Raw genomic sequence first — 14,090 nt, forward strand, 5'->3', positions numbered from 1 at the left:
CGGTGCGCCATGCGCACCGTTTTTATCTCGCCCGCAAAGGTCAGGCCTGGGGGGCCGTTTCTTCCTTATGGGCGTTGTGGAGCACTTCGATCAGGCAATCTTCCAGTTCAAAACGCTCATGGAGCAGGCCACCCAACTCCTTGAATTTCTCAGCAACGCACTGGCCGGCGTCACACAGATCGGTGAATGCCAGCAGTTTCTCAGTGATGACATCGATACGCGGGTAAAGGGTCTCGGCCAGTTCCAGACCACGCTTATCATCGAAGGCTTCCGCCTCTTTGGTCAGCTGCTCGTAGACACCGAAATGGCCAGCAGACACATAGTCCACCAACACTTCACAGAATTCCTGCAACGGCTTGCGATTCTCAGCCAGGGCCTCGGGCTTGGCGCCAAGAGCATCAAAGGCCCGAACCAGTTCGTGACGTGCTTTCAACCAGCTGTCGATCAGCTTGTGCACCCCACCCCAGCGTTCCTGAGCATTCTGACAACTTTCCAGCATGATGATCTCTCTTCCCTATAGGGGCGCTGCCGCCTGATGCCCGCGCAACACTTCAAGGATAAAACAGCAGCGGGACAAGGCCGCGTCTGACAAACGGTTTCAATAACGCGTGCGGGCCAGATTATGCCCCCATGACTATGGCTTCAAGGTACGCAGGAGAGAAAGTTCATACAAGTGTTTAATCCCGTCCTACAAACTGCGGCCTCCGATCAGCGCCTCGCTGAGCGCAATGGACGGCTCAAAAACAGTCGGGAAAATTGCATGACACCGAGGATCAACATGCTCAGGAAGAACAACAGGCTCCACTCGGGAAGGCTCAGGTCAAATAGCGTCCAGCTTATTTCCATACAATCGACCGTGCCTTTGACCGTCAATTGCAACGCCTGCCACAGCGACAGGTTCTCGAGCATGTGACTGAGACTGGGCCAGCATTCTGCGGCCTGATCCGCTGCGGCATTTTGCAGCAGCACCTGGCGTACTGCGGTGATGGCACCCAGCAACGCACAGACCATGCTCGTAACCCCATATAGGTAAAAAGTGAAACGCCTGGGGTTGTGGATGGCGGCGACCAGATTGATCAGCGTGAAGGCAGCCAGAAAGGCCCTTTGCATCTGGCACAGAAAACAAGGGCGTAACGAGGCACCGAACTCAAGATAGAAGGACGCACCCAACGTCAGCGCACCCGCCATGAACGCAAGGAAAAACAAGGAGCGTGAAGGGGCCAAAGACATGCTTTATCCGCATCGCGAGAGATAGGTCGTTACGTTAGAGGAAAGGCCTGACCCCTTTCAATACGCGCCAGAGCAGACGATTCCGTGAGAACGTAGGGACATCCCGTCAGAGAATGGAAGACTTGAAGCGCATGAACGTAGGAGTTTGCTTCAAAGCCCCTCAGGGCCGGCATACGCTCAGCATTGAAGGGCTGGCCATCAGAAATATCTGAGCCAACCCTAGACTTCTTCTTACATCAAACTCGGGCAGGAGCTGGCAGCGGAGACGCCAGCAAGCGGTTATCCAATAAGCCCAGGCCTTCCTGGAACAGCTGGTTGCTGCGTTCAGTGTCACCCAACTGGGCCAACAGCCGCGCCAGTTCGGCACAGGCCTCGGGATTACGCTGCACCTGCAGGCTGCTTTCCAGGTAATCCCGCGCCTTGCCCCACAGGCTGTTTTGCAGGCACAGACGACCCAATGTCAACAACAGGCTGGCATCGCCCGGGTGATCCTTGAGCCAGCCTTCGGCAAACTTCAATTGCCGGGCAGGGTCACTGCCGCGCAGCAGGCCGTAGAGACGAATCAGGTGGCTGTCGTAGCCGCGCTTGATGGCACCGCGCAATGCTTCCTCCGCCTTGGCATCGGCGCCCAGTTGACGCAGTTGCTCGGCATAGGCCAGGACCAGCTGCGGCTCCTGGCGCTGGGCGGAAGTCAGTTGTTGCCAGGCCCGCTCAAGAGACTGCAAGCCGGCTTCGCCCTGCTCTTCGCGTTGGGCCGCCAGGCTCAGGTTCTCACCCCAGGCACGTCGCTCCAGTTCGGCCAATTCGCTGGCGGGCAGCACCTTGTCCTTGCGCAGCTCCGGCAACAGGCGGATCACCGACGACCAGTCGCCACGCTGCTGGTGCAGACGCTGTAATTGGCGCAGCACCTGGCCGTTGTGGGGATGGCGCTCGTGCATGGCCTGCAAGGTGGTAAGGGCGCCATCAGTGTCGCCACGGTCCAATTGCAACTGCGCATGGCTCAAGGCAACCGCCAGCTCGGCCTGGGGCTGACGCTCCAGGGCGCGCTCGAGCAAGCCGTCCGATTCTTCATAACGGCCCTGCTCATTCGCCGCCCGGGCCGCGCCCAGGTAGTACAGCAATGGCTGGCGCTCGGCTTCGGCGGCACGATGCAGGTGACGTTCGGCACTGGCCCAACGGCCTTCGGCGAGGTCCATCTGGCCCTGTTCGATGGCGATCTGCACGCGGCGACTGCGGTTACGTCGCGACCACGGGTTGACCACGCCACCCGAGGTGGTGACCAGGCTCAGCAATACGCGGATCAAGTAGATGGCCAGGCCGAAGACAAACACCGCCACCACGGTAGCCCATAGGCTCGACTCGTAGTGCAGCACATGAGGATAGGTAATCAACACATAGCCGGTGTGTTTCGAAATGCCCACAGCCAGTGCCAGGGCGATTGCAATCGCCAGCACCAGGATCACATAGAAACGCTTCATCGGCTCTACTCCTGCTTCGCCGACGGGGCCGCCGGCGTGGCAGCCGCCTTGGCTTCGTCGGCAGACAGATGACGACGTTCGAGGTACGCCTGCACCGCAGCCAGGCTCGCCGCCAGGTCCGGTGTCACCACCGAGACAGCCTTGGGCTCAAGCTCGGCGATACGCGCCAGCATCGCCTTGCTCTGCGGGTTGTCCTGGTTGAAGTTGTCCTGCAACACGCTGCGTGCCTCACCCAGGGAGCGGCTGTACACCGCCGATTCACCATTGAGTGCCGCCCATTGTGCTTGCTCCAGGGCCAGGCTGAGGGCCAGGCGTACCTGGTTCAGGCCTTGACCGGCGAGCAGTGGACGAATGTTGTCGTCGGGGTTGAAGTCGATGCGGAAGTACCGGGAAATCTGCTCCCACCACTGGCTCCAGCGGTTGTCTGTATCTGTGCTTGGACGCCCCTGGGATGCGGGTTCAGTCAGTTGGTACTCAGGGGCGATGGCCGCCAGTTGCACGACCTGATCACGCAAGGCTGCCAATTGCAGATACAGCCCGGTGCGATCCGGCTGCTCAGTACTGCGCAACGCAGCAAGGCTCTTGGCCAACTGCTCGCGCGCGGCGTAGGAGCCCGGATCGCTTTGCTCGCGAAGAATCTCATCGGCGCCCTGGACCAACGCCTGGGCGCTGTTGATGTCCTGCAAGGCAGACAAGCGCAAACTCGCCAGGCGAATCAGGTGCTCGGCCTCAGCCAGGCGCCAATCCTTGCGGCTGGCACCCAGCACGGTTTCCAGGCGCTGGCTCAAGCGCTGCTGGTCACCCTGCAACTGGGCCACCAGGCGACGGCGCTCCTCGAGCTCATCCGCACCCGGCAGTTGCGCCAGGCGTGCAGCCAGTTGTTGCTGGCTTTGCTTGAGGGCCTGGGATTGGTCATCCAGGGTCTGCACTTGGCCCAGCTGGTGCTGGCTGCTGGCTTGCAGGGCACGAACCTGCCAGAGACCCCAACCGCCGGCCGCAACACCCGCAGCGCCAAGCAGCAGGGCGACAACTGCCAGGCCATTGCCGCGGCGCGGCGCGGTGACCGGTGACTCAACCGGCGCATCAAGTGCGGGTTGGGTTTCATCTTTAGGCAAGGCTGTTTCGCTCACGTATCCGTCCTTTGCGTATCAGAGAGTGGGAACGGCATGACTCCGTAACGCCACTAACAAAGCCGCGGCACTCGCGCCGCGACAATCCACAACTTTTTCTGCGCCAGCGGCCCGCGCCATCTCGGCGACTCGCGGGCTGGGCACGAACAACGGCAGCTGCGCCACCTGTGGCCAATCGGATCCGGCCAGGGCCTGCAGGTGCAAAAAACCCTGCCCACTGCTGACCACCAGGCCGTTCAAGCGTTCCAACTGGATGCGCTGGGTCAGTACGCCCGTGTCGTAATCCGGTAGGAAACGGCGATACAACTCCAGGTAGTCGACACTAGCACCTTGCTCGCGCAAACGCTCAGCCAGCAGCTCCCGCCCCCCTCGCCGCGCAGGATCAACACCCGCGCACCGGGCCGTGCGATAGCCTCGCGCAACGCAGGCAATTGAAGCAAGGCCTCGCTGTCGTCGCCGGTTTGGGGATAGTGAACGGGAAGGCCGTGATCAGCCAGGACCTGCGCGGTGGCCGCACCGACGCTGAACCACGGCAGTTGCGGCCAGGCTTGATCCAGCTGCTGCACGGCAAGCCGCGCGGCCGATTTACTCACCACGATCACCGCACAGTAGCGACCAAGATCGCCGAAGACGGACTGTTGTTCAGGGGTAACGGGTAACGGTTCAGTGTCCAGCAAAGGCAAGCTGCTGCTGAAGATACCGGCTTCGGACAACGCCGCCGCCAGGGCCGCCGATTCCTCGGCAGGCCGTGTCAGCAGCACGCGCCAATCGGTCACTGCGGGCCGGCCTCGCCGTAGACTTTTTGCAGAATGGCGCCAGCGCCCTTGTCCAGCAGCTCTTCAGCCACCTGGACACCCAGGGCGATGGCATCACGCTGCGGACCACGCACTTCGGCAGTCAGCAGAGTGCCCCCATCCGGATCCCCAACCAGGCCACGCAGCCACAGGTTTTCACCTTCGAGCACGGCGTAGCAGGCGATCGGCACCTGGCAGCCACCGTTGAGGTGCTTGTTCAGGGCGCGTTCGGCCGTGACACGCACTTCGGTCTCATGGTGATCCAGGGGTTTGAGCAGCGCGTGGATTTCAATATCGGCGGTGCGGCATTCAATGCCCACGGCACCTTGCCCGCCAGCAGGCAGGCTGTCTTCGACGCTGATGGCCGAGGTGATACGGTCTTCGAAGCCCAAACGGATCAGGCCTGCGGCGGCGAGGATGATCGCGTCATACTCACCGGCATCCAGCTTGGCCAGGCGGGTGTTGACGTTGCCGCGCAGGAAGCGAATCTGCAGGTCCGGACGACGGGTCAACAGTTGTGCCTGGCGACGCAGGCTGGAGGTGCCGACAATGCTGCCCAGAGGCAAATCATCCAAAGACGCAAAGGTATTGGAAACGAAGGCGTCACGCGGGTCTTCACGCTCACAGATGCAAAACAGGCCCAGGCCTTCGGGGAAATCCATGGGCACGTCTTTCATGGAATGCACGGCGATGTCGGCTTCGTTTTCCAGCAGCGCGGTTTCCAGTTCCTTGACGAACAGGCCCTTGCCGCCGATCTTCGACAGCGGCGAGTCGAGCAGCTTGTCGCCGCGACTGACCATGGGCACCAGGGTCACCTTGAGGCCGGGATGGGCCTGCTCAAGGCGTGTTTTGACGTATTCGGCCTGCCACAAGGCCAGGGCGCTTTTACGGGTGGCGATGCGGATTTCGCGAGAGGACATGGATCAATCCGTACTGAATAGATACGGCAGATAATAACAGCTCAGGCAAATACGCCTTGATTTGAATCAGCAAGTGCGGGGCCTCCCTGGCCACGTCGCACCGGGATAATGACTACAGGCTTGCCAAAACCCTCGGGCTAAAGCTGCTGCATCATCTTGCGCACGCCGGCGACATGGCGACGGCTGACGATCAACGCATCCCCGTTAAGCCCTTTGAGGAATAACTGAAAGTGCCCGAGGGGCGTGCGCTGCAGGCGCTCGATTCGCTCACGGGCCACCAGCGCGTTCCGGTGGATTCGCACGAAGCGGTCACCGAATTCATCCTCAAGGGCCTTGAGCGGCTCATCGAGCAACACTTCGCCAGCCTCATGCCGCAGAGTCACGTACTTGTGATCGGCAATGAAGTAGACCACCTGGTCCAAGGGGATCAGCTCGATGCCTTTGCGTGTGCGGGCGCTGATATGGCTGCGCGGCCCGTTGCCGCTTTGGGCGGCCGGCTGGGTCAGGGCAGCGAGTTGGGCGCGATTGGGACGTTCGGCTTTCTTCAGGGCCCTGAGCAAGGCCTCGGCAGTCACTGGCTTGACTACGAAGCTGACACCACTGGCTTCCAGTGCCTGCGCGGCAAACTCTTCTTGAGCGGCGCACAGCACCACGGCAGGTGGCGATTCGCGCTCACTCAGGCGGGCAGCAACTTGCAGGCCATCGAGGCCCGGCATGCGGATATCGAGCAACACCACGTCCGGCTTGAGGCTGTCGATCAACGTCAACGCCTCCTCGCCGCTGGTGGCACTCGGTTCAAGGACTGTATAACCCTCGAGTTCACTGACCAAACGGCTCAGTCGCTCGCGGGCTTGGGGTTCGTCATCAACGATCAGGACATTCATATAGCGCTGGATTCCTGCGTGAGTCTCGCACAAGGATAGCGTAGACAGGTGCGGTGACTTGCGTCACAGCGATCCACGCTAAGACTAGCGCGAGCGGCAAAAAGTGCCCTGACAGCGGCACCCATATTTACCCGGACCTGTTCAATAGCGCCCAAGACCTGCTGCCTTCGGGCATCGTCGTAGGGTTTGCTGATACACAATCCGAATACCCCCCTTTTTAATGGATAGTCAGGCTCTGACCGCATTACCCGACTTTGGTGCATTCACACACTATCAGTCCAACTGTAGACGCTCGCCGAGACGATATTGCTCAATCGTCAAATATCGTATCAATAAGCAGCTGCCTCCAGTCTCGTCCCGGACGCGGTCGGCGGCAAGGCACTTAGCCATCCTTTGCACAAATAAAAATGCCGACGACCCGCAGCACCGCCTCCAAGAGCAACCCTGTTATTATCGCCGCCACACTTTCATGCCTCTTAATAAGCAGACCACGAGCGAACCCATGAGCACCGACAAGACCAACCAGTCCTGGGGCGGCCGCTTCAGTGAACCCGTCGACGCCTTCGTCGCCCGCTTCACCGCCTCCGTCACCTTTGACCAGCGCCTGTACCGCCACGACATCATGGGCTCCATTGCCCACGCGACGATGCTGGCCAAGGTCGGCGTCCTGACCGACGCCGAGCGCGACAGCATCATCGATGGCCTGACCACCATCCGCGGTGAGATCGAAGCCGGTACGTTCGACTGGCGTGTCGATCTGGAAGACGTGCACATGAACATCGAGGCCCGTCTCACCGACCGTATCGGTGTGACCGGCAAGAAACTGCACACCGGTCGTAGCCGTAACGACCAGGTGGCCACCGACATCCGCCTGTGGCTGCGCGATGAAATCGACCTGATCCTGGCCGAAATCACCCGCTTGCAGAAAGGCTTGCTGGAGCAGGCCGAGCGTGAGGCGGACACCATCATGCCCGGCTTCACCCACCTGCAAACCGCACAACCCGTGACCTTCGGCCACCACCTGCTGGCCTGGTTCGAGATGCTCAGCCGCGACTACGAGCGCCTGGTAGATTGCCGCAAGCGCGCCAACCGCATGCCGCTCGGCAGCGCAGCCCTGGCCGGCACCACCTACCCGATCGACCGCGAGTACACCGCACAACTGCTGGGTTTCGACGCCGTCGGCGGCAACTCCCTGGACGGCGTATCGGACCGCGACTTCGCCATCGAATTCTGCGCCGCCGCCAGCATCGCGATGATGCACCTGTCGCGTTTCTCCGAAGAGCTGGTGCTGTGGACCAGTGCGCAATTCCAGTTCATCGACCTGCCGGACCGCTTCTGCACCGGCAGCTCGATCATGCCGCAAAAGAAAAACCCCGACGTGCCCGAACTGGTGCGTGGCAAGAGCGGCCGTGTATTCGGCGCACTGATGGGCCTGCTGACCCTGATGAAAGGCCAGCCTTTGGCCTACAACAAGGACAACCAGGAAGACAAGGAACCGCTGTTCGACGCCGCCGACACCCTGCGCGACTCGCTGCGCGCGTTTGCCGACATGATCCCGGCGATCAAGCCCAAGCACGCGATCATGCGTGAAGCGGCTCTGCGCGGTTTCTCCACGGCGACTGACCTGGCGGACTACCTGGTACGCCGTGGCCTGCCGTTCCGCGACTGCCACGAGATCGTTGGCCATGCGGTGAAATACGGCGTCGACACCGGCAAGGACCTGGCGGAAATGAGCCTGGAAGAGCTGCGCCAGTTCAGTGACCAGATCGAACAGGACGTGTTTGCCGTGTTGACCCTGGAAGGTTCGGTGAATGCCCGTAACCACGTGGGCGGTACCGCGCCGGCACAGGTGAAGGCTGCGGTCGCTCGCGGCCAGGCCCTGCTCGCCAGCCGCTGAAAAAGGTGGGAGGGGGGCAACCCTCTCCCACATTTGATCACTTTTTGGCCGCAACCATCGCCATGAACGCCGGCATCGCGGCCTCCCTGTCCGCCGCCACCTTCTGCGCATTAGGCATGGCATGCAGTCGCTCCAGCAACACTCTGGCCGCCGGCAATTCAGCCAACAGGTCCAGGCCAAACAGCTTCTCGCCCACCGCACAGGCGAGGTTCACGCTGTACATGAAATACAGATCCGCAATCGTAAAGCCCTCCCCCGCCACATAAGGCGCGAACTTGCCGTGACGGCCTAAAGAGCCGATCCCCAGCAGCAACTCAGCCCTGGATTTCTCCTTGATCGCCTCCGGCACCGGCATACCGAAAAACGCCTCCGCAAAACACGCGCGGGCGGGCAATTCGATGTACAGCTCGATTTCCCTGCACAATGCCAGCACTTGGGCACGCTGGAATGGGTCGGCCGGCAACAGCGACGAACCTTCCTGGGTCTGCTCGATGTATTCGAGGATCACGCTGGTTTCGTTGATAAACCCCTGCTTCACGCCCAGCACCGGCACCTTGCCACGGGGGCTGACCGCCAGGGCCTCAGGGGTTTGTCCGGCATAAAAGGGCACCTCCTCAAAAGCCAGGCCCTTCTCCAGCAGTGCCAGTTTCACCATGTTGTAGTAGTTGCTGACCGAGAATCCGTAAAGCTTGAGCATCGCAAAGCCTCCAGGCCGTGTGCGGGGTTGGCTGCAGGAGTTATAGATCCCCGGGGCCAGCCTGACCAGCAGCATCACCTGCCTGAATGGGGGTAGACTGGCGCCCTTTCCTTGAGGAGCCTGCCATGAGCGAGCCGACCGATATCGACAGCGACGAAGAAGCGTTCACCGAAAACACCTTGATCGAAGCGATCGAAAACCAGATCGAAAGCGACAATCCGCCTGCCGCCAAGGCCACGTTCAATAAGCTGACCCTGGTGGGCTATGAGCGTGAAGAGATCCTGAATCTCATGGCTCACGTGTTGGCTTTCGAAATCGACGCGATGCTGGATGAGGACCGCGCCTTCAATACCGAATGGTATGAAACAGCACTGCGGGCACTGCCTGAGCTGCCGCCCGAAAAGGAATAATCCCGGCACACCGCAACACGCTGGACAGTTCGGCAAAGTGCGTTCACCTTATGGCCTGCTAGCCTCTAATAAATTTTAGAAAGTCTGGAGTCCTTATGTCGTATACCCCTGAGTTGGTTGCCGAACTGGAAATCCTTGTACTCTTCCCCTTGGACAGCACCAAGGAAGGTCTGAAAGTCCATCAGACCGCTGCTCCCTCTGCCATCGCCGCTGCCAAGCGTCTCCATGCGAAAGGGCTTATCGACCAACCGGACGGAGGCTACCTGACCAGCCTTGGCCGGGACGCTGCAGAGCAGGCCCAAACCCTGCTGACCATCCTGAGCACCGCCAACACCAAAGAAGCCGCCTGATACCGTATACCGCCCATGGAGTCCGCCTCTCGCGGATTCCGAGGGCGCTGCTGTGGAATGGCCCGGTTTTTGACGTCAAAAACCATTTCCCTCTAAACCTCCTACGCGACTGGCTGTAAACTCCCACATGGCCGCCCGCGTCGGGCCCTGCGAGCCACCGAGTTCGACATGACCCGCACCCATGAAATCCGCCCTGACCTGGACGAAGGCATCGACCGCAAGGTGCTGGCCCAATTGCGCGCGCGCTTCATGGCCCTGAATGAAGGTCGCATGGCTCGTGCCATCGAAGGGCTGACGCCGCGCCAGCAAAGCGTACTGACCCTGCTGCCGCTGTTTTTTCACGTCAATCATCCGCTGTTGCCGGGTTATGTATCGGGCAGCACGCCGGCCGGGCTGTCGAACTTCGAGCCCGACGCCCAGGCACTCACCGAAGCCCAGCGCCTGACCCGCTCGTTCTCCTACAAGCCGCGCCCGGTCAATCAACCCAAACCGATCCACGGCCTGTTCCTGATGGGCAGCCTCGGCACCCTCGCCCAAGCCGACCAGAGCGACATGGATGTGTGGGTGTGCCACGCTCCCGACCTGGGCGAAAACGAGCTCGCCGAGCTGCGCAAAAAATGCCAACTGCTGGAAGCCTGGGCCCTGGGTATGGGCGCAGAAGCGCACTTCTTCCTGATCGAGCCGACGCGCTTTGTGCTTGGCGAGCGCGATACCCAACTCAGCTCCGACGACTGCGGCACGACCCAGCACTACCTGTTGTTGGACGAGTTCTACCGCACAGCGATCTGGCTGGCCGGGCGTACGCCGATCTGGTGGCTGGTGCCGGTGTATGAAGAGACCCGCTATGCGGAATTCACCCACACACTGATCTCCAAGCGTTTTATCCGCGCCGATGAAACCCTCGACCTCGGCCACCTGGCGCGTATCCCTCCCGGTGAATTCATCGGTGCCGGGCTGTGGCAACTGTTCAAGGGCATCGAGTCGCCCTACAAGTCGGTGCTCAAGCTGCTATTGACCGAGGTCTACGCCAGCGAACACCCGAACGTGCACTGCCTGAGCCTGCGCTTCAAGCGCGCGGTGTTCGCCAACCACATGGACCTGGATGAGCTGGACCCGTACATCGTGGTGTACCGCCGTATCGAGGAATACCTCAAGGCCCGCAACGAACCGGAGCGCCTGGAGCTGGTGCGTCGTGCCCTGTACCTGAAGGTCAACTGCAAGCTCAGCACCGGCCAGCGCGCCACCGGCTGGCAACGCCTGCTGCTGGAGCGCCTGGCCCACGAGTGGGGCTGGGACCAACGCCAACTGGCGCTGCTGGACAGCCGCAGCCAGTGGAAAGTGCGGCAGGTGGCCTCCGAGCGCCGCGCCCTGGTCAGCGAGCTGAACTACAGCTATCGCTTCCTGACCCAGTTCGCCCGCACCGAACAGACGGTCAGCCTGATCAACAAGCGCGACCTCAATGTGCTGGGACGGCGCCTGTATGCCGCCTTTGAACGCAAGGCCGGCAAGGTTGAATTCATCAACCCCGGCATCGCCCCGGACCTGGCCGAAGACACCCTGACCCTGGTGCAATCGCCCAACCGCAAGGAGCCCGGCCAGCACCACTGGGGCCTGTACAACGGTAACCTCACGGCCCTGGAATGGGAGCACTTCGCGCCGATCAAGCGCAGCCGCGACCTGTTGGAAATGCTCACCTGGTGCCACCGCAACGGCGTCATCGACAGCAGCACACGCCTGGCGCTGCACCCCGGCACCAGCGACATGACCGAATTCGAGCTGTTCAACCTGCTGGGCAGCCTGCAACAGACGATCGCCCTGCCCCTGGCCAGCGTTGATGAAGCGCGCCTGCTGCGCTCGGCGGTGCCCGAGGAAGTGTTGTTGCTGATCAACGTCGGCGTCGACCCACTCAAGCATCATCGCGACCTGAATATCCTGATGACCACCGAGCGCACCGACTCCCTGAGTTATGCCGGTGTGCGCGACAACCTGGTACTGACCCTGGACCAGGTCACGCTCAACAGTTGGAACGAGGTGATGGTGAGCCGCTACGACGGCACCCATGCGCTGCTCGACTGCCTGCGCGACTACCTCAACCAATTGCCGCCGGATCATCTGCCTCGGCTGCGGGTGCGCTGCTTCTGCCACAACCGTGCGCAGTTCATTGCCCAGCGCGTGGAAGAAATCTTCAACACCGCGCAGCACCTGTTGTTGGGACAAGGCAATCACCGCTACGTGCTCCAGGTGCAGCAGCACTATCACGTGTTGGAGTTGATGCCGGGCCAGGCCACCCACGTATCACTGGCGACCCAGGATGCGTTGGTTGCCTACCTCAGCGAAGAACTGGCCAGCTACAGCCCGCTGCATCTGGACGCCATGGCCCTGGAAGACCACGACCTGGCGCTGCTGCTGCCCATGGGCATGGCCGATTGCGTGCAGGTGTTCTACCGGGTCAACGAAGGCTTCGCCGAGCTGTATGTGCTGGATGAATTCAACGCGCTCTGGCAGCAACGCCTGCCGTTTCATGATGAGCAGAGCCTGTTGGCGCCGTTGCAGCGTTTTTTGCAGTCGATCATCTACCGCCGGGAAGCGCTGTCGCCCCTGGACACGCAACAACCGTTGGGTGAGGTGCAAATCTTGTACTACCAACTGTTACCGTCAGGCAACACGCGGGCGCGCGGGGTGGAGTCGCGGCCGGCCCCGCAGAACCCTGCCGACAAACCGTTTTATGACGTGCAGGCGATTATCGGCAAGGCGGCACCGGGCCAGGTGGGCATTACCTTGTACTGCAATCAGCGGGAGTTTTCCGAATTGGAATTCGGCGACCAGTTATTTGCCGTGGTCGCCCAGGAGATCGTCGGTCAACGCCGGGAAACCGAACGCTATCGCTGCTACATCACCGACCTCGACCTGTCGGGCCTGCTCGGTGATGTGCAAAGCCCGAGCAACCTGTACCTGCGCTACAAGGCCGAGCTGGAACAGGCACTCAATGCGGCGTTGAATCAGGTTTAGAGCGGGAAGGCACCGCCGTCTTTGGGCTGACCTTCAACGCTGAGCAGTTCAAGCTTGAGGGTCTTGCCGCCGGGTGCTGGCCAATCAATGTGTTGACCCACCTGCAAGCCGAGCAAGGCACTGCCCACCGGGGCCAGGATCGAGATCTTGCCCGCATCGGCATTTGCATCCTTCGGATAGACCAGGGTCAGGTGGTAGTCCTTGCCGCTGCCTTGCTCACGGCAATGCACGCTGGAGTTCATGGTCACGACCGTTGCAGGCACTTCATCGTGGCCAACCACTTCTTCGGCGCGGTCGAGTTCGGCTTGCAGTGCAATAACGCCCGGCTGCGTCTCGTCCATACGGTCGATCAATTGCTCAAGACGCTGCACATCAAGACGGGTGAGGATGATGGAAGGTGCGGTCATGATTCAGGCAGACTCCTTTTTTCTGCACAAAAAAGCAAAACCCCGCCAGGAAAAGGCGGGGTTCTCACAGGCCTCGATGAGTTGAGGCGTATCCGGACACTACCACAGCACCGTAAATAAACAAGACGGCTCAAAGCGTGGCCTTGCGTTGCTCGGCCTGGGCCACGATCACTCGGCGCCGCTGATCATCGGCGGAGCGCCATTCACGGATGTCTTCCACATGACGGAAGCAGCCGAGGCAGACTTTTTGCTCGTCCAGGCGACACAAACTGATACAAGGTGACGGCACCGCCGGGCTGACATTACTGAACAGCGGCTTGGGTGGGCGTGCGGGTGCAGGCTGGGTCACGGTCAAATCTCGTCGAAATCCAGCTCGGCGCCGGTATATTCGTGGACCAGGCGCGCGAGCATCTCGCCCAGCAACTCTTCACTCTTGTCGCACTGCCATTTGCCGCTTTCTTCGTCGTAGTCGAAGTGGACGCCACCGGAGCGCGCCGCCAGCCACAGCTGACGCAGCGGTTCCTGACGGCTGAAGATCAGTTGCTGGCCGCTCTCGAACTTGACGGTCAACACCCCGGCCGAGTTTTCCAGATCCACGTCCAAGCCGCTGTCGTCGAAAATATCTTCCAGCGCCTGCTGGGTCGCATCCACCAGGTCGTGAAAACGGGCTTCGGTCAAACTCATTGTGGCAACCTCAAAAGTGTCTGGTTTTGCTCAAGCGCCGCACGATACGGGCGAGCCCCGCCGATTGCAAAGGATACCGATTTCAACGCGATTGACGGCGTGAAATATCCTCAACCAGCGTAGTCCGCTTCCCTGCCATCTCGGCAAACCCCCGCCGGACGGGTATTTCAGCGCATAGGCAAGCTGGCGGGTGGTCGGTA

The 14,090-nt window shown here is 61.0% G+C and carries 14 protein-coding genes and 2 pseudogenes; 4 read left to right on the plus strand and 12 right to left on the minus strand.

Going from position 1 to position 14,090, the window contains the following annotated elements; all coding sequences use genetic code 11:
- Positions 1 to 40: 40 nt before the first annotated feature.
- From rsd to NIBR502773_RS31310, 8 genes and pseudogenes are all read right to left on the minus strand, one after another.
- Positions 41 to 499: a sigma D regulator gene (gene rsd / locus NIBR502773_RS14240; protein WP_141156287.1), complete on the minus strand. Its 459-nt coding sequence runs from the start codon at positions 497 to 499 to the stop codon at positions 41 to 43.
- A 209-nt stretch (positions 500 to 708) separates the two neighbouring features.
- The gene (locus NIBR502773_RS14245) at positions 709 to 1,230 is read right to left on the minus strand and encodes a disulfide bond formation protein B (protein ID WP_141156288.1); all 522 of its coding nucleotides are present in this window, start codon (positions 1,228 to 1,230) and stop codon (positions 709 to 711) included.
- Positions 1,231 to 1,466: 236 nt separating this feature from the next.
- Positions 1,467 to 2,708 (minus strand): heme biosynthesis protein HemY, encoded by a 1,242-nt coding sequence (locus NIBR502773_RS14250; RefSeq protein WP_115485501.1) that lies wholly within the window; start codon positions 2,706 to 2,708, stop codon positions 1,467 to 1,469.
- Positions 2,709 to 2,713: 5 nt separating this feature from the next.
- Positions 2,714 to 3,838: a uroporphyrinogen-III C-methyltransferase gene (locus tag NIBR502773_RS14255; RefSeq protein WP_141156289.1), complete on the minus strand. Its 1,125-nt coding sequence runs from the start codon at positions 3,836 to 3,838 to the stop codon at positions 2,714 to 2,716.
- A gap of 18 nt (positions 3,839 to 3,856) precedes the next feature.
- Positions 3,857 to 4,614: pseudogene (locus NIBR502773_RS14260) on the minus strand (uroporphyrinogen-III synthase).
- Positions 4,611 to 5,552: a hydroxymethylbilane synthase gene (hemC, locus tag NIBR502773_RS14265; protein WP_141156290.1), complete on the minus strand. Its 942-nt coding sequence runs from the start codon at positions 5,550 to 5,552 to the stop codon at positions 4,611 to 4,613. Before hemC ends, NIBR502773_RS14260 begins: the two are co-directional and overlap by 4 nt.
- A 137-nt stretch (positions 5,553 to 5,689) precedes the next feature.
- Entirely contained in the window at positions 5,690 to 6,436 is a 747-nt protein-coding gene (locus tag NIBR502773_RS14270; RefSeq protein ID WP_027608329.1) for a LytTR family DNA-binding domain-containing protein, read from the minus strand.
- Positions 6,433 to 6,549, minus strand: a pseudogene (locus NIBR502773_RS31310) (sensor histidine kinase); the annotation flags it as partial. The gene NIBR502773_RS14270 and the pseudogene NIBR502773_RS31310, both read right to left, overlap by 4 nt.
- Before the next feature lie 389 nt (positions 6,550 to 6,938).
- On the opposite strand from NIBR502773_RS31310, the gene argH reads away from it, so the two are divergent.
- Positions 6,939 to 8,333 carry an argininosuccinate lyase gene (gene argH / locus NIBR502773_RS14275; RefSeq protein ID WP_065926679.1) on the plus strand — a complete coding sequence of 465 codons (1,395 nt, stop codon included), beginning with the start codon at positions 6,939 to 6,941 and terminating at the stop codon, positions 8,331 to 8,333.
- Between the two features lie 37 nt (positions 8,334 to 8,370).
- Here argH and NIBR502773_RS14280 read toward each other — a convergent pair whose 3' ends face one another.
- A complete protein-coding gene (locus NIBR502773_RS14280; RefSeq protein ID WP_141156291.1) occupies positions 8,371 to 9,030 on the minus strand; it encodes a glutathione S-transferase family protein in 660 nt (219 codons plus the stop codon).
- Positions 9,031 to 9,155: 125 nt separating this feature from the next.
- Here NIBR502773_RS14280 and NIBR502773_RS14285 point away from each other — a divergent pair, with 125 nt between their 5' ends.
- The 3 genes from NIBR502773_RS14285 to NIBR502773_RS14295 all read left to right on the plus strand — a co-directional run bounded on the left by NIBR502773_RS14285 (position 9,156) and on the right by NIBR502773_RS14295 (position 12,799).
- Positions 9,156 to 9,440 carry a hypothetical protein gene (locus tag NIBR502773_RS14285; RefSeq protein WP_027608326.1) on the plus strand — a complete coding sequence of 95 codons (285 nt, stop codon included), beginning with the start codon at positions 9,156 to 9,158 and terminating at the stop codon, positions 9,438 to 9,440.
- A 95-nt stretch (positions 9,441 to 9,535) separates the two neighbouring features.
- Positions 9,536 to 9,790, plus strand: coding sequence for a TIGR02647 family protein (locus NIBR502773_RS14290; RefSeq protein WP_027608325.1), 255 nt, complete (start codon positions 9,536 to 9,538; stop codon positions 9,788 to 9,790).
- Positions 9,791 to 9,958: 168 nt separating this feature from the next.
- Entirely contained in the window at positions 9,959 to 12,799 is a 2,841-nt protein-coding gene (locus tag NIBR502773_RS14295; protein WP_141156292.1) for a class I adenylate cyclase, read from the plus strand.
- Here NIBR502773_RS14295 and rnk read toward each other — a convergent pair.
- The 3 genes from rnk to cyaY all read right to left on the minus strand — a co-directional run bounded on the left by rnk (position 12,796) and on the right by cyaY (position 13,890).
- Complete coding sequence (gene rnk, locus NIBR502773_RS14300; RefSeq protein WP_141156293.1) at positions 12,796 to 13,206, minus strand: nucleoside diphosphate kinase regulator; 411 nt, start codon at positions 13,204 to 13,206, stop codon at positions 12,796 to 12,798. The genes NIBR502773_RS14295 and rnk overlap by 4 nt on opposite strands.
- A gap of 130 nt (positions 13,207 to 13,336) precedes the next feature.
- Positions 13,337 to 13,555, minus strand: a complete 219-nt coding sequence (locus NIBR502773_RS14305) for a DUF1289 domain-containing protein (protein WP_141156294.1) — start codon at positions 13,553 to 13,555, stop codon at positions 13,337 to 13,339.
- A 2-nt stretch (positions 13,556 to 13,557) separates the two neighbouring features.
- The gene (gene cyaY / locus NIBR502773_RS14310) at positions 13,558 to 13,890 is read right to left on the minus strand and encodes an iron donor protein CyaY (protein ID WP_027608321.1); all 333 of its coding nucleotides are present in this window, start codon (positions 13,888 to 13,890) and stop codon (positions 13,558 to 13,560) included.
- Positions 13,891 to 14,090 lie beyond the last annotated feature (200 nt).

Source organism: Pseudomonas sp. NIBRBAC000502773, assembly GCF_006517195.1.
Taxonomy (GTDB): domain Bacteria; phylum Pseudomonadota; class Gammaproteobacteria; order Pseudomonadales; family Pseudomonadaceae; genus Aquipseudomonas; species Aquipseudomonas marginalis.

Coding starts and splice junctions, on each gene's coding strand:
- argH (WP_065926679.1), top strand. CDS start 6,939: ATGAGCACCGACAAGACCAACCAGTCCTGGGGCGGCCGCTTCAGTGAA.
- rsd (WP_141156287.1), bottom strand. CDS start 499: ATGCTGGAAAGTTGTCAGAATGCTCAGGAACGCTGGGGTGGGGTGCAC.
- NIBR502773_RS14280 (WP_141156291.1), bottom strand. CDS start 9,030: ATGCTCAAGCTTTACGGATTCTCGGTCAGCAACTACTACAACATGGTG.
- NIBR502773_RS14290 (WP_027608325.1), top strand. CDS start 9,536: ATGTCGTATACCCCTGAGTTGGTTGCCGAACTGGAAATCCTTGTACTC.
- cyaY (WP_027608321.1), bottom strand. CDS start 13,890: ATGAGTTTGACCGAAGCCCGTTTTCACGACCTGGTGGATGCGACCCAG.
- NIBR502773_RS14250 (WP_115485501.1), bottom strand. CDS start 2,708: ATGAAGCGTTTCTATGTGATCCTGGTGCTGGCGATTGCAATCGCCCTG.
- NIBR502773_RS14285 (WP_027608326.1), top strand. CDS start 9,156: ATGAGCGAGCCGACCGATATCGACAGCGACGAAGAAGCGTTCACCGAA.
- NIBR502773_RS14295 (WP_141156292.1), top strand. CDS start 9,959: ATGACCCGCACCCATGAAATCCGCCCTGACCTGGACGAAGGCATCGAC.
- hemC (WP_141156290.1), bottom strand. CDS start 5,552: ATGTCCTCTCGCGAAATCCGCATCGCCACCCGTAAAAGCGCCCTGGCC.
- rnk (WP_141156293.1), bottom strand. CDS start 13,206: ATGACCGCACCTTCCATCATCCTCACCCGTCTTGATGTGCAGCGTCTT.
- NIBR502773_RS14245 (WP_141156288.1), bottom strand. CDS start 1,230: ATGTCTTTGGCCCCTTCACGCTCCTTGTTTTTCCTTGCGTTCATGGCG.
- NIBR502773_RS14270 (WP_027608329.1), bottom strand. CDS start 6,436: ATGAATGTCCTGATCGTTGATGACGAACCCCAAGCCCGCGAGCGACTG.